This window comes from Okeania sp. SIO2B3, from assembly GCF_010672525.1.
Lineage (GTDB): Bacteria > Cyanobacteriota > Cyanobacteriia > Cyanobacteriales > Microcoleaceae > Okeania.
The window spans coordinates 1-19,375 of record NZ_JAAHGH010000015.1; the positions used below are offsets into that span (position 1 = coordinate 1).

The window sequence follows — 19,375 nt, forward strand, 5'->3', positions numbered from 1 at the left end:
CGTGTCTCCGCGTCCCCGTGTCTATCGAGAATGAAACAGCCCTACCTCCTGGGAGGGGTTAGGGGTGAGTCCCCTACTCCTTAAAAAAGACTTTTTCAGCAAGCCCTAATTACGCGGTGCGACCCCTCGTCGGCGTAAGACACAAGCGGTCAGACCCCGCGACGACGACAGCTCGCTTGCGGAATGCTGACCAAGAGAGGGAACGCGCACCAACAGAGACGTTTTATATCGGTTTTATGAAGCATTTAGATATGAACTATCCTATACCCACAAGCGATCTAGAAGTAATTGCTTTGCGACAACAACCAGTTAACGATGAACTTGTAGCTCTAGCTATAGCTGGCGTAGTTAATGTTGCTCGTTCCCAAGGAAAGTCTATAGAGGAACTTAAGGAGGAGGTTCTAGCAGACGATCATTTATTAAATATGGCCCAAAGACAACTGCTAAGTCAGATTCTTAATGAAGCTTGGGAGTATTTAAGCGCTATGCGCTAGGGAACAGGGAATAGAGCGTTGCTGAATACTGGGATGATTTCGGCTGACACGAGGACACGAGGACACGGAGACACGGGGATTATTTTCTGCTCTCTGACAAAATCATCCCGCAATTATGCAATGCTGAATAGGAATATATTGAGAAAAGGGAAGTGTGGGGAGTGTGGGGGGCGTTGCATATTTGCACATTGGTATTATAGTTTTAGAGAAACAGAAAGATGAGATTTACCTTTTCTGCAAAGATTCATCTTTTGGTTCAGCAACGCCGAAGGAAAAATATTACTTTGTCTGAGTTTTAAGCTTTTGATCTGTCCTAACCTTTCCTTAGACTGCTATACCGCGCATTGGTTGTGACAATTTTTATAATAGTTAATTTGAACTGAAAACCTTTAAAATTCTGACTCCTGACTCCTGACTCCTTTTCCTGCAATTAAATCTAATTTTGTTGAAATTTATCTAACATATCTACTGCAATTCTTTGATTATCAGAATCACCATCTAACCCAAAGAAAAAAGCCGCCTGCTGAAAATTTTCCATCGCCTCACTTCGATTTCCAATTAAGTAATAAATTATGCCTCTATTAAAGTATGACTTAGGATTATTAGCATCAATCTTGATAGATTTATTTAAGTCTTGAAGAGCCTTTTTCTGCTCTCCTATTTGTAGATATTCATCCCCTCGATAATAATAAGCTTCGGCATTTTCAGAATTAATTTCTATTGCCTGATTAAAATTAGCGATCGCTGCTGTTCTTCTTCCCAGTTGAGAATAAGCAACTCCCCTACTTAAGTAAGATTCACTTTGACCAGGATTAAGACTTATAGCTTTATTTAAATCCTTAATAGCACCTTGATAATTTCCTGCTTCCATCTTTTGTTTAGCCTGATTATTTAGATTAATTGCCTGTTTGGCAAAATTAAATCTTTTAGTTATTACTTGATAATTTTCTCGATAAAGCTTGAGTTTTTTTCTAGCTTCTGGATATGAAAAACTTTCTTCAGGAATTTCTTCTAATAAATTAATTGCGTATTGCCATTTTTGTTGTGCTTGATACCAAGTATCAACAGGATGAGGAGGATTTTGTACTAATAAAGCTGCTGACATTGCAGATTGTTTTGCTAACCTTAAATAGATTAATCCGTGTTCTGCTAAATATAGTTTTCGCTTGACTGCAATGAGTTGATAATTTAGTTTAGTTATTTCTCTAGATACAGGTTGTAAGGGTACACCAGGCAGTTGAATAACTTGTTCTAAAATATTTATTGCTTCTGGCAATTGAGTTAGAGCAGCTCTAAGTTTATTAACATCAGAATCTTGATTAATATCTCCTAAATTAGCTATCTTTGCTTGAGCTAGAGCTATGGATTTTTTTTGTACATTATTTAGCCAAAAAATTGAAATGCCGTAACCTAAAGCTAGGATAAGTATAATAACTTTGACTGGGTTTCTCTGACCCATAGTTGCTCCTTTCAATTTCATCATTAAAGCAATTAGCACATCATATATTAGCCGTTAGCTTTTTTTTATTTACCATATCTTATACCAATTTTATCGCAATAGTAAAATGAAGAGAGAAGAAGATATAAAGAGAAAAAATGATGTAAGCATTTCCTGCGGAATGCTTACAAAATGATAGAAATAGGTCGGAAAAAGAATTGGGTCTGATTCTTCTAAATATAGATTTTCTATTTCATTTTTGTAGCATTATTTTTGATAAATTGTATTACCTTATATTTTTTGCTCTTAAGTCTTAGTTAAAAAAATATCAGAATAATTTACTTTTTTGTATGCTACAGATATGATAGAAAAGATTTTTATATCAGAACAGCAGTATGGACTTGAGAGGAAACAAATATGGCCGGGGTATGTAAAATAGAAATTACAGAAACAGTCCCAGAACTCAAAACATTGCTAAATGGCCAAAAAACTGCTAGTGGCTTTCAGAAAATTCAGGCACTATATCTATTTAAAATTGGTCAAGTGGCAACTGTCAAAGAATTGGCAGTTACTTTAGGAGTAAATCGAATTACAGTACAAAGGTGGTTGAGACAATATCGCAAGGAAGGATTATCGGGGTTATTACAGGTCAAACAAAGTGGGGGGCGCAAACCAGCAATCCCACCAGAAGCACGAGATGGGTTACAAAAACGACTTAACGACCCTGATAATGGTTTTCAGAGTTATGGAGAAATTCAAAAATGGTTGAAAGAAGAATATAATATCAATGCTTCCTACAAAGCAGTTTATTCCACAGTCAGATATCAGTTAAAAGGTAAACTCACAAAAAATAAGTAGTTATGGTGTCTTTATATCATGCCCGATGGAATACTTATAAATTAACGATGAAGGAGTCAGGAGTCATAGGGGGCGAATGGCCATTCGCCTGTACAGAAGTAAGTAGTGAAAAAGAAGCAAGAGGAGAAGAAAATTTTTGATCGTGTTTGCGTAGCATTCTGTAGGAAAGCGGAACAGAATTCTATTGCACTATTAAACGAACATGATATTACTCAGGCAACAGGTAATCAAAAAACTGATTGCAAATTCATGTACAGCAGGACAAAATTTTTTGACCATCTGTCTGAATGATAATTTGGGGAATGATTTAGGTTTGCTAATATTATTTCCCATAGCTCACACCCCACTCTTTAGATACCCAACCGGAGATAATCTCAATTAGTTTTTCTTGCCTGTTTCAATGTTTTACTTAACTGAATTTCTGATAAAGACCGTACAAAACTCAGATTAAAAGGTTGTTCACCAATGGTCTGAGCATAAGATGCTTGCAAATATGAACTATATTCAGGGCGATCGGCGACATGAGTTTGGAAGAATGCTAAACCAAAAGCATTAGCATAACCATTGACTACGTCTGGATCTGGTTGAATCAACTCTGCTAGAGAAGTGAAACTATTTTCTCTAATTGCCCCAAAATCAATATTGATATGATCTGCTCCCTCTGTTAAGACCAAATATTTATCAGGAGTTGTCAACCAAGTAAAAGAGTTTGCTTGTTCTAAAACAATAGGAGTAATTTTATCTTCACTTGCGCTTCCCCACAACACAGGTAATTTAATCTGACTCAAACCAGCTTTTCCAAATAAACTACTATTGACTGGATCGAGTACAAATATTCCTCCAATTCTATCATCTTTCAAGTTATATTTTTGAGGCTTTAATTCCAAAGCACGACACTGTAGTAGCAGGGACATATTTAAAACTTCCATTTGTGGGCCACAGTCTTGTTTTAGTTGCTGAAAGTTAATTTCTGCACCTGCTAAAGCAAAAGCAGTATAAGCACCAAAGGAATGACCAAATATACCTACTTTTTTCAGGTTTAATTGATTGTGGAATTGATATTGATTTAACTGTTCTAATTCATTTAATAAGAAAGAAATATCTAAGGGGCGGTCAATAAATTCATTGCCGTGGAACATATCCTTAGTTTTACCTGCTAAAAATTTCTGGATATATTCATAATCACTACCTGGATGTTGGGGTAGAGCAACAGCAAATCCATAAGAAGCTAAATGTTTAGCTAAACTTTTAAAGTTAACTCCATTGGAACCTAAACCATGAGAAATTACAACTACAGGAATTGATATTTCTTTTGAAGAGATATTAGGTAAATAAAGTTCTACTGAAAAATGGCGATCGCGTCCTTCATCTTGTAGGATAATTTTTTGCTTTTCAAAGCTATATTGTCCTTTTTTCCTAATGTCTGGTAACTGAGAAAAATCTACTTTTTCTTCTTTGTAAGCTTCTGTTCGTGTGATATTTGCTACAGTTTCTATAAAAGTTTTTGTGTCTTTTTGTACAGCAGTGATTTTTTCAGTTACAGCCAAAATTTCTTTTGTATCGAACCATATAGTATCACTGGGAAAATGACGGATAAAATTTATGATAGTTAAGCCTTCAGCATCATTTGCCGCCTTTAATAAAGCAGTTCTAATTTCCTCAGCACCATTTTCATTTTCAACAGTAGTTAAATTCTCATTCTCAGAATTTGATGAAGTTTTGATTACTTGTCCTAAATTTCTGAGGAATAATTCTCCCATGGGCGAGTTAATAAATTGAGAGACTATCTGAGGAGGAAAATTATAGCGATTTTGTAATAGTTCCCGATATTTATCTTCTTTTTCAGCTTCTAACATTAGCATATAGCTAGCTAGTTCATAGCTGATTTCTCCACTTTTGGCATAATTTTCTAATGCTGATACAGGAATAAAAATATTCAGACCTTTGTGACCAACAGAAACCTGCTTGGCTGCATTCACTGGTAAAGCGGTTAAAAGAGCAGGAATTATACTTAGGGTTAGAGATTTAAACCAACGACTTAAAGTAGAAGAATTGCTTTTGCTCTTGTTTATTTGTTGTGCTGGAAATGCTTTATTTTTCACTCTTATGTTACTCCTAATTACTCCTAAGATTAATTAATAACTTTTCAGTCGCCTCTTCTGCTTTTCGAGAAAGCATACTAACCCTACAATTATTAATGCTAGACAAATAAGTACACTATCCCCTAATAAATTATTGCTTTATCAGAGGGATAATTCGTATATAAATAATTGAGATTAATTCAGGTTTGCAGAAAAAAAATGTTTATCGTTTCTTCTAAGTTTTATTTGTGAATTACCGAAAAATTGTGGTTTAAAACCTCCCTTTTTAAGGGGATAAAAGCGGTCGATATTCGGAGCTTCCCGTAGGGTGGGATGGCGTTTTGCTCCGCAACATATAAAGCGGAGCGGGTCTGCAAGAACGGGTTTCCTCACCATATCCAATCAACCAAGAGAAGACAAATTTTCATAATTAGTCAATCCTATCCGTTTTAAAGGAGAGGTAATTATTAATTATTCATTATTCATTATTCATTATTAATTATTAATTGTTGAAAGTGCCTTTGGAGATACTATAATTCAGTATGTCAGAGTGTTAAATTAGTTTTTGCATCGTTTTATACTGATTTTTTTCGTCAATTTATAATATTATTTGCCGACAAATCAATCAAAATATTAAATCAGTAATTGAACATTTAATTTGCATATATTGCTAAAGGCGCATCAGAAAAATAGAAGGATTGATAACACTTTTGAGGAGGCGAGAGGTACAGTTTAATACTAATCTCTATTCCCTATTTCCTAAACTCGTAAAACTTTGTAAATCATCAACTCCAAAACTTTTGTAGTAAATTTTCTACTCTTAACAGTGACTAAAAATAATATGAAATACGTTAATGTTTGCGACCAAAGATTGATAGGGAGATGGGGAGATGGGGAGATGGGGAGATGGGGAGATGGGGAGATGGGGAGATGGGGAGATGGGGAGATGGGGAGATGGGGAGATAGGGAGATGGGGAGATAGGGAGATGGGGAGATTCCTATATTTGCACAATTTTTTGTATCAGGACTTACGCAAAGGCACTATTTATAGAGTTCAATAACTATTGTCCAATAGTTGTGAGCGCTATATATAGCGTATATGCGTAAGTCCTATGTATTTCATATAAGAAGCAAACTAAATGTATAGTTTATTTGCAACTTTTGTATTGATAGTCAAAACACATCATATTAATATTTCTGAACTGAGATAACCCATTAGTGTTTCTACTAGCTCTTGAAAAGGTAGCTAGAGGAATAATGATTATTATCTCAGAACTTATACCAATTTGATAAATGTTTGTTATAAATAGTAGAAGTAAGAAAGAAGGAAGAAACAAGAAGGAAGAATGAGTAAATTTTGAAAAAAATGGAAAAAAAATAGAGATAACTATCTAAAATAAATTGGAAAGCTATTCTTAAGCATATCCGACCGAGATGCACTTTTTATAGCATTCTTTTTTTGAACTGGTATTACGCATGAGGTACTTCAACAATTAATAATGAATAATGAATAATTAATAATTAATAATTACCTCTCCTTGAAAAGAAAAGGATTGACTAATCATAAAAATTTTTATTTATTATCCCTTTAAAAGGGCAGGCTTTAAACCACAATTTTTCGGTAAGTCCTAATTTCATATTAAATCTATTTAATTAGACGGACATAAATAATTAGTAAAATGGAAATTCCAGAAGTAATTGAGATTGCTTCCTTCAACTCAGTTCCAGTCACGATGACATTTTACATTTAATTATACCTACCTACTTAATTAATTAGAGTCTGCTGAAAAAGTCTTATGGGTGAGGGTAGGAGACAACCCACCCGCGGTTCCCGACCGTGGAGGGGAAAGACCGAGACAGGAGAAATGGGAATGAACGAGGAGGTAGGAGCGGGCGTTTTGTAAGAATGATTTATCTGCCCAACTCAGGCCTAAAATACGCTCCTTTTTGAACGTGAAGAGCTGACTCCCAGGCACTTTTTAAATGCCCCAAAAAGGCACTTACCTTGATCTGTAAATACTTTTAGATTTAACCAGCAAGCCCTAATTACAACAGAACTTCTTAAGATTCTTTTGTTAGAGCTGATTTTTCAACAATTAATAATGAATAATGAATAATGAATAATTACCTCTCCTTGAAAAGAAGAGGATTGACTAATAATGAAAATTTTTTTATTATCCCCTTAAAAGGGGAGGCTTTAAACCACAATTTTTCGGTAAAGTAAATCAACTCTAAATTATGTCAAAACTGATTTGGAGTAATTATTAACTTGGGTTCAGCAATATATATTTCTGTACGATATATTAAATAAACTAAACCTTTTTTATCTACCCATCGCTCATATAATGCTTTCAAACTTGCCGTAATTTGTTCTCGTTCATAACCTTGATTTGGCACTGATGAAGAACTCATAATACGACCTATTAATCCTGGTAAATCTAACTCTTGTCTGTGAGCAAATGTTGAATGTTGAAAATTGACAAAATAGGAACTTTTTTCTATAGAAGCAATTGAAACATGTCGCTTTTTTTTAGTGTTGGGATGATGTTTAGATATCTGCTTCATTAAGTTACTATTTTCTTTAGTAAATCCATCTTCTCTATTCCAGTTATTCCATAAAAGTGCTAATTTGCCAGATGGTTTTAAAATCCTGTGAAATTCCTGTAGAGTAGGTTCGAGATTAAACCAATGAAAAGCGTGAAAACAAGTTACTAAATCAACTGATTCATTAGGAAGATTAGTTGCTTCTGCCGTTGCTTCTTTAAACTCTATTAAAGGGTGAGATTTAGCAGCATTTTTCATTTGAATATTTGGTTCAATAGCTATTACATTAATACCTTGTTCAGCTAACATTCTAGAACCAATTCCTGTACCAGCTCCAATATCTGCTGCTACTAATTCTGAAGGATTTTCAAATCCAGAAATTATTAAAGCGACCGCTTCTTTTGGATAATTGGGTCTATACTGAGCATAATCTTTGGATCGATCGGAAAACCGACTTAGTGGGTTCATTGGATCTCAGCATACCTTAACTAATATTACTTTGGATAACTTTAACTCATTTATCAAGTCATGGCATATAGAACCCCCGATCATATCTTCATAAATATGCGCGTTTTTTTAGCTAGGAGTCAGGAGACAGGAGACAGGAGACAGGAGACAGGAGACAGGAGATAGGAGACAGGAGATAGGAGATAGGAGATAGGAGACAGGAGACAGGAGACAAGAGACAGGAGTCAGGAGATAGGAGTCAGGAGACAGGAGACAACCCACCCCTCGCCCCTCCCCCTCCCAGGAGGGGAGAAATAAGAATGAGCGAAGAGGTAGGGGCTAAGTTTTGTAAGAATGATTTATCTGCCCAACTATGAGCCTAAAATACGCTCCTTTTTGAGCGTGAAGAGCTGAAAACCAGCTACTGCAATTCGACCCATAAAAGGCTAAAGTCTTTATATGTCAATGCTTTTAGATTTAATCCGCAAGCCCTAATTACCTCGGGTTTTAACCGTTACGCAATTGTACTATCTCCAACAATGCCACTATTGCTTCACCCCCACTAAACAGCCATAATCAAATTAGTAACTATGAGGATGTCCTAAGATGGCAGAAATTAACGGCGTAATGATGCAATATTTCCACTGGTATATTGACCCAAATCTAATCCTGTGGAATCAAGTGGCAAGTAATGCCCAAGAATTAGCAGATGCAGGCTTTACTGCAATGTGGTTACCACCAGCTTATAAAGGTATAGGCGGCACTTATGATGTAGGATATGGGGTTTACGATATGTATGACCTGGGAGAATTTGACCAACAAGGTACTGTTAGGACAAAATATGGCGATCGCCAACAATATCTAGATGCTATTCAAGCTTTACATAATGTTGGTATCCAGGTCTATGCTGATGGAGTTCTCAATCACCGCATGGGTGCTGATAGAACTGAAATTGTCAAAGCAACTCCTTTTGCCAAAAATAACCGTATTTATCCAAAGGGAGGAATGCGTGAAGTTAAAGTTTATACTCATTTCGCGTTTCCCGGTCGGCAAAAAAAGTATTCTGACTTCGAGTGGCATTGGTGGCATTTTGATGCGGTTGATTATGATGACTACAGCAAAGAGCAAAATACAATTTATTTATTTGACAGGAAAAGCTTTGATGATTATGTAGCGTTGGAAAATGGCAACTACGCTTATCTAATGGGATGTGATATTGATTTCCAGAGTAAAGAAGTTCGCGATGAAGTGATACGTTGGGGTAAATGGTATCTGGAAACTACGGGGGTTGATGGCTTTCGACTTGATGCCATTAAACATATTTCTTCTTGGTTTTTTCCCCTTTGGATTGATATATTAGAGGATTATTTTCAGAAAGATTTATTTATGGTGGGTGAATATTGGTTCAACGATATTAATACCCTGCACTGGTATATCAATTCAGTTCGTGGCAAAATGTCTGTGTTTGATGTTCCCCTACATTACAACTTTTACTATGCGAGTAAGTCAGGTGGGCATTATGATATGCGCTATATTCTCAACGGTACTTTAATGCAGGAACGTCCGATTAATACTGTGACTTTTGTGGAAAACCATGACTCACAACCTTTACAAGCATTGGAAGCTCCTGTTGAATCTTGGTTCAAGCCTTTAGCTTATGCCATTATTTTGTTACGTCGTGAAGGATACCCTTGTATTTTTTATGCTGACTATTATGGTACAGAGTATGAAGACTATGGGAAAGATGGTAACCGTTACAAGATTTTCTTACCATCCCACCGTTGGATAATTGATAAGTTGCTTTTTGCCCGCAAATACTTTGCTTATGGCGAGCAATATGATTATTTCGATCATTATAATACTGTTGGTTGGACCCGTTTGGGTAATGAGGAACATCCGAAAGCAATGGCTGTAATTATGAGTGATAGCTATCCAGGTTACAAGTGGATGGAAGTGGGTCAGGCAAATGCTAAGTTTTATGACCTCACGGAACATATTCAGGAACCCATTTATTCTAACGAGTCTGGTTGGGCTAAGTTTCGGTGTAATGGCGGGTCAGTTTCTGTTTGGTTACAAGAATAAAGAGGGAGTAGGGGAGTGAGGGAATGAGGTAGTGGGGGAGAAGTCTAATCGAGTAGTTAGTAGTAGAGTGGCACACCTAAAACTGTGCAATAGATGTTTGTTTCTAGGTGTCTTTTTCGCCCCATCCCCCTATCTCCCCATCTCTATTCTTAAATAGATTTCATAAGGGTTCTATATGATTAGTATATTCACATTTAATTATTGCTCTGCTGAATAAATCTCAAAGCATTTACAGGTAAAGGTTTTAGATTTTTTAGGTCTAGAAATTGTACCTGGTTTTCACTTCTTCATGCTCAAAGAAAGAGCGTATTTTGGGCGATAGTTGGGCAAAAAAAATCTCCCCTACTCCCCTACTCCTTAAAAAAGACTAGTGAAGCGCAAACCCTAATTAGGGCTTGCTGATTAAATTTCAAAGCATTTATAGATAAAGGTTTTAGCCTTTTTAGCTCTGGAAAAAGTACCTATTTTTTAGCTCTTTATGTGGCTTTGTTGCATGAAAGTATATAGCTGCCGCACTTGCTCCGGATATGTACTTCATAACGCGCGGAAACAGCTTTAACTATTGGACAATAGATAAATGAACATCAATAATTGCCAAACATAGCGATATAGCTGCCGCACTTGCTCCGCCAACGCTTTCTGTACAGAACAATAACTATTGGACAATAGATAAATGAATATCAATAATTGCCAAACATAGCGATATAGCTGCCGCACTTGCTCCGCCAACGCTTTCTGTACAGAACAATAACTATTGGACAATAGATAAATGAACATCAATAATTGCCAAACATAGCGATATAGCTGCGGAATGGATATTAAGAACGCTACTTTCATGCAACAAAGCCTCTTTATGCTCAAAAAGTCAGCATTTTGGGCAGGAGAGTAGCCCAAAAATTACTCCCCTACTCCCCTTTTCCCCTCCTGGGAGGGGGAGGGGCGAGGGGTGGGTCCCCTACTCCTTAAAAAAGACTTTTTCAGCAAACCCTAATTAATTTGCATTCCTGGCAGCCAAATAATTAAACTCAAAAGACTAATAAATAAAATAGGCAAAATGATAGCTAAACTAATACCACAGTAATTTTTCCAACTAATTTGAAAACCATGTCGCTTCATCATATAAAACCAACATAGAGTAGACAGACTACCAATAGGAGTAATTTTAGCACCCACTGCACAGCCGATAATAGTAGCATAAACCATTGCTTCTGAAATATTAGAATCTATTATTGGTGCAGCTTCAATTGTCAATATATTAATCAAAGAAGATGGTAAATTATTACAGACTGCGCTCATAAATGCAGATAAAAAACCAGTAGTAATAATAGCTAGAGAAAATCCCCATCCAGAGATTTGAACTAACAAATATTTAATTACATCTGTTAAACCATAGTTACTCAGACCAAAAACTATTATGTACATTCCCCAGATAAATAAAATAACTGGTAGGAAAGGATCAAATATCAATTTAAAGAGAGAAAAACACCGATTTATTAAAAATTTAGTTTGAGAAATAAAATATTGGAATCGATAATTATTCTGCCAACTATTAACTGAAATTTTGTGAATCTCTTCACTCTCAAGTAACTCTTCTGATTGTAGGTATAAATTATGTTTATTTTGATTTTCCTCAGCAAGTTTCAGTCTAATTTTTGCTTCTATACTGGCTGCTGGTAATGCTCTTTCTAGATAATTTTTTCTGAATCTAAAGTTTTTATATTTCCTAGGAAGATCAGACCAAAAGTAAAACAACAAAACAATAATACTGATAGTAATTGTCACGAAACTAACAGGTAGCATTACCATTATATAACTACCAAAAGAAATATTATATGTACTAGCAGCAATATAATTGACTGAGTTACTGATAGAAAATGGTAGACTACTTATGTCAGTAACTAAGCCACAAGCTATCAGAAATGGGAGGATTTCTGTAGAGGTAAACTTGAGTAAAATTAGAGTTTCAATTACTATTGGTAGAAATAATAAGGTACTACCGTAGTTAGTGAAAATAGCACTGACTAGAGCTACTAATATTAGCAGTGTGACAAATAAAAGTTTACCGCTACCCAGATTCCAATTAGCAATATGAAAACCGAACCAACGAAAAACTCCCTTTTGCTGCAATATCCAACTAATAGTTATTAAAGCTAGTAATGTAAAGGTAGTATTTACTAAAATTGCCCAAATCAATGTAGGCAGATTTGCTAGAGAAACTAGGCCAGTTGTCAGTGTTAGACAAGCTCCTATCATTGTACTGAAACCTATATCTAAACCTTTTTGATGCCATAAAATAAGAATTAGAGTACCTAAAAAAATCAATGAACTTAACACTATTTGCCAACCCATAATATTATTTCCGGTTGAATACTTACACTTTGGAAGAAGTAGGGCAGAAGGCAGAAGGAAAGAAAAGGTGAGAAGGGAGAAAGTTTCTTGATGAGTGATTATCCAGATATGATATAATACAGGCGATTATTATTTGTTTTTGTGAATTTTTTTCTAAAATTACTATAACATTATTCATATCGTATCCAGATTTATACAAGTTTCAAAAATATTAATAGACTAATTTTTAGTGATACCATGGCTGGATGATTAAGTATAATAAAAGCGCTCTTGAAGGAATATTTCAAACTTATGCTCCGTTTCCAATTTTATCTCTTGAATTGACACCTACGACCTACCACCTCAAAAATTTATTATAACTAATTAAATAGACATAATATAAGTGGTAGTCAGGGCTTAGTTAAGGAAAAAAATTGAATAATACCAATTACCAACAGTGATCCTCTATTTAGGTAGAACTTCAATTATTCAGTAATTAATATCATGTCCGGATAATTAGGGTTTGCGTATGGAAAGTCTTTTGGTAGGGGTAGGAGACAGGAGACAGGAGACAGGAGACAACCCACCCCTAACCCCTCCCAGGAGGGGAGAAATGGAAATTATAGACGAGGTAGTCGTAAAAATTGTCCCTTGATTTTTTTGCCATAATTATCCCAAAATACTAGCTTTATGCAGCTATTTAGACCGAAAAGCTTGCATTTTTTCGACCAAAAAAGGCAGCAAACCAATATCAGTCAATGCTTTGATATTTAATCAGCAAGCCCTAATTAGTGATGAAAAAACTTTCTCCTTTTTTTTCCTTCTTCTTCCCTCTTTTTTTTTCTCCTGACTCCTGACTCCTGACTCCTGACTCCTCCGTCGTTTATTTATAACTGTTCAACCGGACATGATATAACACTAGCCTTATCACTTCTTTGATAATTGTTATACTAATTTCCTCAGGTCAAACTACACATAAATTGACATCTTGTTTTTCAAGCTTGATAGATTACTTTTAGCGAATAATTAAGGTTTAAAGCCTCTCCTTTAAAGGAAAAACAAGAAAAAATTTTCATTATTAGTCAATCCTCTTCTTTTCAAGGAGAGGTAATTATTAATTCTTAATTCTTAATTCTTAAAAAGTGTTGTTTAAGTATATGAAATTGGTATTAGCTATTTAACATTAATTATTCTTATTTTTACCGAAAAATCCAGGTATAAGGTTTAAAGCCTCTCCTTTAAAGGAAAAACAAGAAAAAATTTTCATTATTAGTCAATCCTCTTCTTTTCAAGGAGAGGTAATTATTAATTCTTAATTCTTAATTCTTAAAAAGTGTTGTTTAAGTATATGAAATTGGTATTAGCTATTTAACATTAATTATTCTTATTTTTACCGAAAAATCCAGGTATAAAGCCTCTCCATTCATGGAGAAAAAAGAAAAAAAATCCTTTTCACCAATCCTCTTATTTATCAGAAGAAGTAATTCTAAATTATAAATTATCAATTATAAATTCTTGAATTCTCCCCCACTCCCCCACTGAATAAATGGTATAATTTTACCTATTTCCGGTCTAAGGTAAAGCATAAAATCCTAAATGGTTAGCAATTGAACGTTCGCGCATAGGTACAAGAGTATGAGTTGGTGAATTTAATAATTTAGTTTGGGAATTAGAACTTACTACTAAAGTTGTTGAACCACCACCATCTAAATTTAATGCTTTATCAGCACCTAAATTAATAATAAATTCAGTTAATTCTACCAAAGTAAGACCATCACTATAAAAAGGCTGTTTACCATCAACTAAAATTAACCATAATTTATCTCCTCTTTGATTAATTGCTACTGCTGTCCGTGGATAGGGTTTCTCATTCAAAGGTGAATTTTTTGGCAGAGTAACTGCTTGACCATTAGCAACTAAAATTAAATTACCAGAAATAGCTTGAATAGTTTGAGCCGAACAAATAGAATTATTTGATATTTGAGCATAATTATTAATACTTAAACATAAAGTCGGCCAGTTTCTATCAATTATAGAGTAGTCATCACCATTAGATATTGCCCGACCAACTACATTAACTAAATCACCACTTTTAGGGTAAAAATCCCAAGGAGTTTTTTCATAAAAGGGGGAGAAAAAATTGGCATTTATTGCTAGTTGTAAATCAAATTCATTGACAAATTCAGAAGTGGTGCGGGCGCGAATTTTCATATCTGGAGAAGTAGAAATTCTTGGTGTGACTAATGCTTTTACTCCAGGGGTGTTCAGGTCAATTGTAACAACATGAATCATGACTGGGCGGGGTTGAGAAAAGGCAAATCTTTGATAAATAATACCTGGAAATAGTAATAAATTAGTGTTAGTTCGAGGTGGACGAATAACAGCAAGTATAGTAGTAATTGTTAGTAGTAAAACCAAGCAGAAAACTATACTAATAATCAACAGCGATCGCCATGTAAAAATTCTAGAGCGAGACATTAAATCAAGTCCTCATAACTATAGCAGAACAAAGAATCTGTTATATTTTAGCTTTAGTGTGTTATGTAGTGTTTTGATTTGAGATGTAAATATAGATTGAGTTTTTTTATAAGAAAAAAAGCGCGCTGATTGAGTGCCTTATATACTTGTGTTTGCTACTATTTAATGTTAATGCTGTTTTCCCTGCTTTACCATTCCTTCCATGCCTGTTTCATAGCACTTGGTCTCCACATCCCAGATAAAAACGCTATACCATTTATCAAAAAGAATGCTTTTTTATACAATACTTCAATGATTAAATAATTAACAGGATTCAATCACGTTTTGAGCCATTATTAGACAGTGAGTGTATTATTCTTATGTTTACTACTCCCCCCCCCTCACCCCAGGGCTAATTCATTGCCTGGGGAGAATATTAATATGAAGTACATTTAATTGTGCAAATATACAAATATCTCCATCTCCCATCTCCCCATCCCCCCAAATTCCCCTCCTGGGGGGGGGAGGGGCTAGGGGTGGGTCCCCATCTCCCCATCCCCCTATCAATTTTTCGCTCGCGTGACAATAAATAGACCCTGCCCCCTCACCCACTCCCTAACTCCCCCGCTCCCCCGCTCAAGGAAACAATATTACTTGATATTAATACTTATTTGACAAACAGTCTCTCAAAAGCGATCTGATTACCTGCAAAAAAAACTGACGGCTAGCCAGAAGTAGATTAATAAAAATGAACATAGTTCAGGACAAAGTTAACAAAAATAGATAAGAAAAATCTAATTTATGTAGAAGAAGCTGGGTTTAATAAATACAGACTGTTTTCGCCAGCTTTTATAGTTCAGTATAAATTCTGCCTCAATTAGTAAAGCTTTTATCTAAAACTAAAAGCAATAGCTGACTGCCGAATGCTTACCTCCCCATTACAAAGATACATAGCAAATTTTTGAGATTTAGTGTTACGTAACCCACACCTCCCACAACACGCGGTGCGCAAGGTGTAAAACCGACAATTATTTCAGAAATGGTAAGTGTGCCCTCACACACCCTACTTAATCCTTTGTTTACAAACAGCCTATTATTATAGGCAATTATACCAATTTAATAAAATATTGTTACAGCACTTTGGTCTGTTAATGGAAATCTAGAGATTAATACTGTATTTACTTGCAATCTGCTTTAAAACATGAATGAAATAAAAACTAAAAAAATTTGAAACAATTAGAACCTGTGTAGATACCACGTTCAAAAATTAATTCTCAGGAGCATAAAAGTTAAACTATTAATACAGAAGTTAGGTTTAAAAGCGTTGAGTAGATCAAAAAAATTTTACTGTCAAAATTCATTTACTAAGTTATTACAATAGTATAATTCTACATCTACATATTATGTAGAAAATGGCCGATAAAAATTCCACGAGTCATTTAATCTCAGCAGAACTAAAAACCCTAGCTCTCATCTTCCACTCAAATTTTGCTAGATTAATTCAGGATGACAGTTAAAATATATTAAAGTATATTATTAAACTTAAAAATTAAGCCATTTTATTATGGCAAAAATTTGACTCATAAGTAAAATCTCCTCAATGGACTTACTCAAGAAATTTTGCGATAAAACTCATGTCGGTTAAACAAAATCAATTCACAATTCAATTTTGGGGCGTAAGAGGTAGTATTGCTTCTCCCGGAGCAGAAACAGTAAGATATGGAGGTAACACCCCTTGCTTAGAAATGCGAGTTGGTGGACATCGCCTGATTTTTGATGGTGGAACTGGCCTAAGAGTGTTGGGTCAATCCCTGATGTCTCAAATGCCCGTAGAAGCCCATATGTTCTTTACCCATACCCACTGGGATCATATTCAAGGCTTTCCTTTTTTTGCACCTGCTTTTGTAAAAAATAATCGTTTCTATATATATGGAGCGGTTGCTCCCAATGGAGCTACTATTCAACAGAGGCTTAATGACCAGATGCTCAACCCTAATTTTCCTGTACCTTTACAAATTATGGGGGCTGAACTTAAGTTTTTCGATCTGGAAATAAGTCAGCCAGTTAAAATTGGTGATATGGTTGTTGAAAATGCTTTGCTCAATCACCCTGGAGAAGCAGTAGGATATCGTGTCAGCTGGCAAGGATACACCGCAGCTTATGTTACTGATACAGAACATTTTCCTGATCGTTTCGATGAAAATGTTTTATTTTTGGCTCGTCAAGCAGATGTATTAATCTACGACGCTACTTATACAGATGAAGAATATTACTCCGACAAGTCTAGTAAAATAGGTTGGGGACATTCAACTTGGCAGGAAGCTGTAAAAATTGCTAAAGCTGCTCAAGTTAAAAAATTAGTGATTTTTCACCATGACCCTATACATAATGATGATTTCTTAGATAAAGTAGGAGAGCAAGTAGCAGAAAAATTTCCTAATAGTTTGATGGCAAGAGAAGGTTTGTCAATTCAATTAATTCCCCCAAGTAATACTGAGGACAATAATTCAGCAGTCAAACACTCCAAAAAAATCTAAAGTTTCACCTTAATATTAATTTTGTTAGTAAGCTGACAAAAAATCTAGATGAACAAAGATTAAATGTAGTAGAAAATAATTCAATCAATAAAAGTATAAGGTGTGTGGGTAACTTCTTCTTTAGCTACAGTATTAACTCCAACTACCGTTGCCTTGGGAAACTTTGATGGTTTACATCGAGGACATAGGCAAGTAGTCCAACCAACTTTAAAATTAGATATTAGAAAAAATTCACTCTATGTTTATCCATCACAAACAGATACAGAAGTAGACAAAAACACAAAACTTCAATTATTAAATTCATCATGGTATTGCCAAAGTGAATTGGACAAAAATGATGATTGTCAAGAGCCAAAAATTTATTCAACTGTTGTAACTTTTAATCCTCATCCCCAAGAGTTTTTTAGTGGAAAACCAAAAAAATTGTTAGCTCCACTAGATGAAAAATTAGCTCTTTTTCAACAGATGGGAGTAGAACAAGTAGTCTTACTGCAATTTGACCAAGAATTGGCAAATTTAACTCCTACTCAATTTGTAGAAAAAATTTTGGTAAAACACTTAAAAGCAAGTAAAGTAAGTGTAGGATGGGACTTCCGCTTTGGACGAAACAGAGCAGGAAAAGCAACAGATTTACAGACTATTGCAGCTAACTATAATATAGAAGCTAATATTGTACCTCTATACACTTGTGAAAATGGAGAACGTATCAGCAGTTCTATAATTCGCCAAGCTCTTGAGCAAGGAGACCTAAAAAAATCCAATCGTTTATTAGGTCGTCCCTACAGTTTAGTCGGTCAGGTAGTGGAAGGACAAAAATTAGGTAGAACTTTAGGATTTCCTACAGCTAATCTACAGCTACCGCCACAAAAATTTTTGCCTCGTTTTGGAGTTTATGCTGTGGAAGTCTATGTCTTTGAGCAGAAGCAACTTCAGGAAAATTCTTCTGGCGATCGCCCCTACTTCGGAGTAATGAATGTTGGTTGTCGTCCCACACTAAATGGTCTACACCCGACGACAGAAATTCACTTGTTAAATTGGTCTGGAGATTTATATGGTCAGACTCTAAGAGTAAATTTGATTGAGTTTTTAAGACCTGAACAAAAATTTGCTTCCTTAGATTTATTAAAAGCAAAGATTCAAGAAGACTGTGCAGTTGCTAGAAGTATACTCGTAAGTAATACTAAATAAATTTAATGTAAAAGAGTGTGGTTGTTTCAATGGAAAATAGTTTAGTGATGGGTAAGTATTGTATCACTTTCATTGCTTTGAAATTCATTATTGGTCAAACATATCAACAATAAATTATGCAAAGCTAAAAAAAATATAGCATTCCTGTTTAATTTATAAAATTTGATGAATAATTTAGCCTAGACATTTGATCAAACTTCTATGTAGCTAAAATCTAAAAAGTTTTACTGCTAGTTTTAATTTGGACTAAAGTTTTAATCTGTATAATTTTTAGCCAAAACTGTCTATGATATAATCTAGTTCGAGAATAGGTATAGGTTACAGTTTTTGCTTTCAGTGGTGAGCTTTTTTGTGATGTTTCATCTGGCATTGCTGGCCTTCCGAAATCTCTCTAGATTGCATTTAATTTTGGAGGTCAATTATGTCGGTTTACGTTGGAAACCTTTCCTACGAGGCAAAGGAAGAAGATATAAGAGATGTCTTCGCCGATTATGGTACGGTTAAACGAGTTCAAATTCCTACAGACCGTGATACTGGTCGCCCCAGGGGGTTTGCTTTTGTAGAAATGGAGACAGAAGATCAAGAGACAGCAGCCATTGAAGTACTTGATGGTGCTGAATGGATGGGACGTACTCTCAAGGTCAATAAGGCCAGGCCACGAGAAGGTCGGGGGTCATCTGGTGGTGGCGGTAGAAGAGAAAGATCCCCTCGTGACTACTAAACTCTCATATTTAAATTAGATTCAATTCAAGGGATAGGAATTAATCCTGTTCCTTTCATATTCTTGTATTAATAACAATTTTATCGATCATTTTTCTGATGCAAATAGCGCAACTGCACTAATATTTTAAGTATTAAACTTCAATAAATTGTCAAAATCAATTTTTTTGCCTTAATTTTTATGATGTTTCTCTTTGTTGT

The 19,375-nt window shown here is 35.1% G+C and carries 13 protein-coding genes; 8 read left to right on the plus strand and 5 right to left on the minus strand.

Annotation, left to right across the window (positions count from 1 at the left end):
- Nucleotides 1–251 precede the first annotated feature (251 nt).
- A complete protein-coding gene (locus tag F6K15_RS14650; RefSeq protein WP_293061851.1) occupies nucleotides 252–494 on the plus strand; it encodes a hypothetical protein in 243 nt (80 codons plus the stop codon).
- A 436-nt stretch (nucleotides 495–930) separates the two neighbouring features.
- Here F6K15_RS14650 and F6K15_RS14655 read toward each other — a convergent pair whose 3' ends face one another.
- Nucleotides 931–1,953 (minus strand): tetratricopeptide repeat protein, encoded by a 1,023-nt coding sequence (locus F6K15_RS14655; RefSeq protein WP_293061853.1) that lies wholly within the window; start codon nucleotides 1,951–1,953, stop codon nucleotides 931–933.
- 396 nt (nucleotides 1,954–2,349) lie between these two features.
- On the opposite strand from F6K15_RS14655, the gene F6K15_RS14660 reads away from it, so the two are divergent.
- Nucleotides 2,350–2,790, plus strand: a complete 441-nt coding sequence (locus F6K15_RS14660) for a helix-turn-helix domain-containing protein (RefSeq protein ID WP_293061855.1) — start codon at nucleotides 2,350–2,352, stop codon at nucleotides 2,788–2,790.
- 2 nt (nucleotides 2,791–2,792) lie between these two features.
- Nucleotides 2,793–2,930 carry a hypothetical protein gene (locus tag F6K15_RS14665; protein WP_293061857.1) on the plus strand — a complete coding sequence of 46 codons (138 nt, stop codon included), beginning with the start codon at nucleotides 2,793–2,795 and terminating at the stop codon, nucleotides 2,928–2,930.
- Between the two features lie 234 nt (nucleotides 2,931–3,164).
- Here the strand turns inward: F6K15_RS14665 and F6K15_RS14670 are convergent, their stop codons facing one another.
- Nucleotides 3,165–4,892 (minus strand): alpha/beta hydrolase, encoded by a 1,728-nt coding sequence (locus F6K15_RS14670; RefSeq protein WP_293061859.1) that lies wholly within the window; start codon nucleotides 4,890–4,892, stop codon nucleotides 3,165–3,167.
- A gap of 805 nt (nucleotides 4,893–5,697) precedes the next feature.
- On the opposite strand from F6K15_RS14670, the gene F6K15_RS14675 reads away from it, so the two are divergent.
- On the plus strand, nucleotides 5,698–5,853 hold the full coding sequence (locus tag F6K15_RS14675) for a hypothetical protein (RefSeq protein ID WP_293061860.1): 156 nt from the start codon (nucleotides 5,698–5,700) through the stop codon (nucleotides 5,851–5,853).
- 1,259 nt (nucleotides 5,854–7,112) lie between these two features.
- On the opposite strand, the gene F6K15_RS14680 is transcribed toward F6K15_RS14675, so the two are convergent.
- Complete coding sequence (locus F6K15_RS14680) at nucleotides 7,113–7,883, minus strand: class I SAM-dependent methyltransferase (protein ID WP_293061862.1); 771 nt, start codon at nucleotides 7,881–7,883, stop codon at nucleotides 7,113–7,115.
- Between the two features lie 585 nt (nucleotides 7,884–8,468).
- Here F6K15_RS14680 and F6K15_RS14685 point away from each other — a divergent pair.
- Nucleotides 8,469–9,944, plus strand: a complete 1,476-nt coding sequence (locus F6K15_RS14685) for an alpha-amylase (RefSeq protein ID WP_293061864.1) — start codon at nucleotides 8,469–8,471, stop codon at nucleotides 9,942–9,944.
- Between the two features lie 987 nt (nucleotides 9,945–10,931).
- Here F6K15_RS14685 and F6K15_RS14690 read toward each other — a convergent pair.
- Together F6K15_RS14690 and F6K15_RS14695 are read right to left on the minus strand one after the other, a co-directional pair.
- Nucleotides 10,932–12,293 (minus strand): ArsB/NhaD family transporter, encoded by a 1,362-nt coding sequence (locus F6K15_RS14690; protein ID WP_293061866.1) that lies wholly within the window; start codon nucleotides 12,291–12,293, stop codon nucleotides 10,932–10,934.
- Nucleotides 12,294–13,844: 1,551 nt separating this feature from the next.
- Nucleotides 13,845–14,750, minus strand: a complete 906-nt coding sequence (locus F6K15_RS14695; RefSeq protein WP_293061868.1) for a phosphodiester glycosidase family protein — start codon at nucleotides 14,748–14,750, stop codon at nucleotides 13,845–13,847.
- A 1,613-nt stretch (nucleotides 14,751–16,363) separates the two neighbouring features.
- Between F6K15_RS14695 and F6K15_RS14700 the strand changes: the two genes are divergently transcribed.
- The 3 genes from F6K15_RS14700 to F6K15_RS14710 all read left to right on the plus strand — a co-directional run bounded on the left by F6K15_RS14700 (nucleotide 16,364) and on the right by F6K15_RS14710 (nucleotide 19,175).
- On the plus strand, nucleotides 16,364–17,266 hold the full coding sequence (locus F6K15_RS14700) for an MBL fold metallo-hydrolase (RefSeq protein WP_293061870.1): 903 nt from the start codon (nucleotides 16,364–16,366) through the stop codon (nucleotides 17,264–17,266).
- A 102-nt stretch (nucleotides 17,267–17,368) separates the two neighbouring features.
- Nucleotides 17,369–18,454, plus strand: a complete 1,086-nt coding sequence (locus F6K15_RS14705; protein ID WP_293061872.1) for a bifunctional riboflavin kinase/FAD synthetase — start codon at nucleotides 17,369–17,371, stop codon at nucleotides 18,452–18,454.
- A gap of 421 nt (nucleotides 18,455–18,875) precedes the next feature.
- Nucleotides 18,876–19,175, plus strand: a complete 300-nt coding sequence (locus tag F6K15_RS14710; RefSeq protein WP_293061874.1) for an RNA-binding protein — start codon at nucleotides 18,876–18,878, stop codon at nucleotides 19,173–19,175.
- Nucleotides 19,176–19,375: the final 200 nt, after the last annotated feature.

What these genes read in the sequence shown, in the direction of transcription:
- F6K15_RS14655 (WP_293061853.1), bottom strand. Translation starts at nt 1,953, where the DNA reads ATGGGTCAGAGAAACCCAGTCAAAGTTATTATACTTATCCTAGCTTTA.
- F6K15_RS14680 (WP_293061862.1), bottom strand. Translation starts at nt 7,883, where the DNA reads ATGAACCCACTAAGTCGGTTTTCCGATCGATCCAAAGATTATGCTCAG.
- F6K15_RS14700 (WP_293061870.1), top strand. Translation starts at nt 16,364, where the DNA reads ATGTCGGTTAAACAAAATCAATTCACAATTCAATTTTGGGGCGTAAGA.
- F6K15_RS14665 (WP_293061857.1), top strand. Translation starts at nt 2,793, where the DNA reads ATGGTGTCTTTATATCATGCCCGATGGAATACTTATAAATTAACGATG.
- F6K15_RS14710 (WP_293061874.1), top strand. Translation starts at nt 18,876, where the DNA reads ATGTCGGTTTACGTTGGAAACCTTTCCTACGAGGCAAAGGAAGAAGAT.
- F6K15_RS14650 (WP_293061851.1), top strand. Translation starts at nt 252, where the DNA reads ATGAACTATCCTATACCCACAAGCGATCTAGAAGTAATTGCTTTGCGA.
- F6K15_RS14685 (WP_293061864.1), top strand. Translation starts at nt 8,469, where the DNA reads ATGGCAGAAATTAACGGCGTAATGATGCAATATTTCCACTGGTATATT.
- F6K15_RS14690 (WP_293061866.1), bottom strand. Translation starts at nt 12,293, where the DNA reads ATGGGTTGGCAAATAGTGTTAAGTTCATTGATTTTTTTAGGTACTCTA.
- F6K15_RS14660 (WP_293061855.1), top strand. Translation starts at nt 2,350, where the DNA reads ATGGCCGGGGTATGTAAAATAGAAATTACAGAAACAGTCCCAGAACTC.
- F6K15_RS14695 (WP_293061868.1), bottom strand. Translation starts at nt 14,750, where the DNA reads ATGTCTCGCTCTAGAATTTTTACATGGCGATCGCTGTTGATTATTAGT.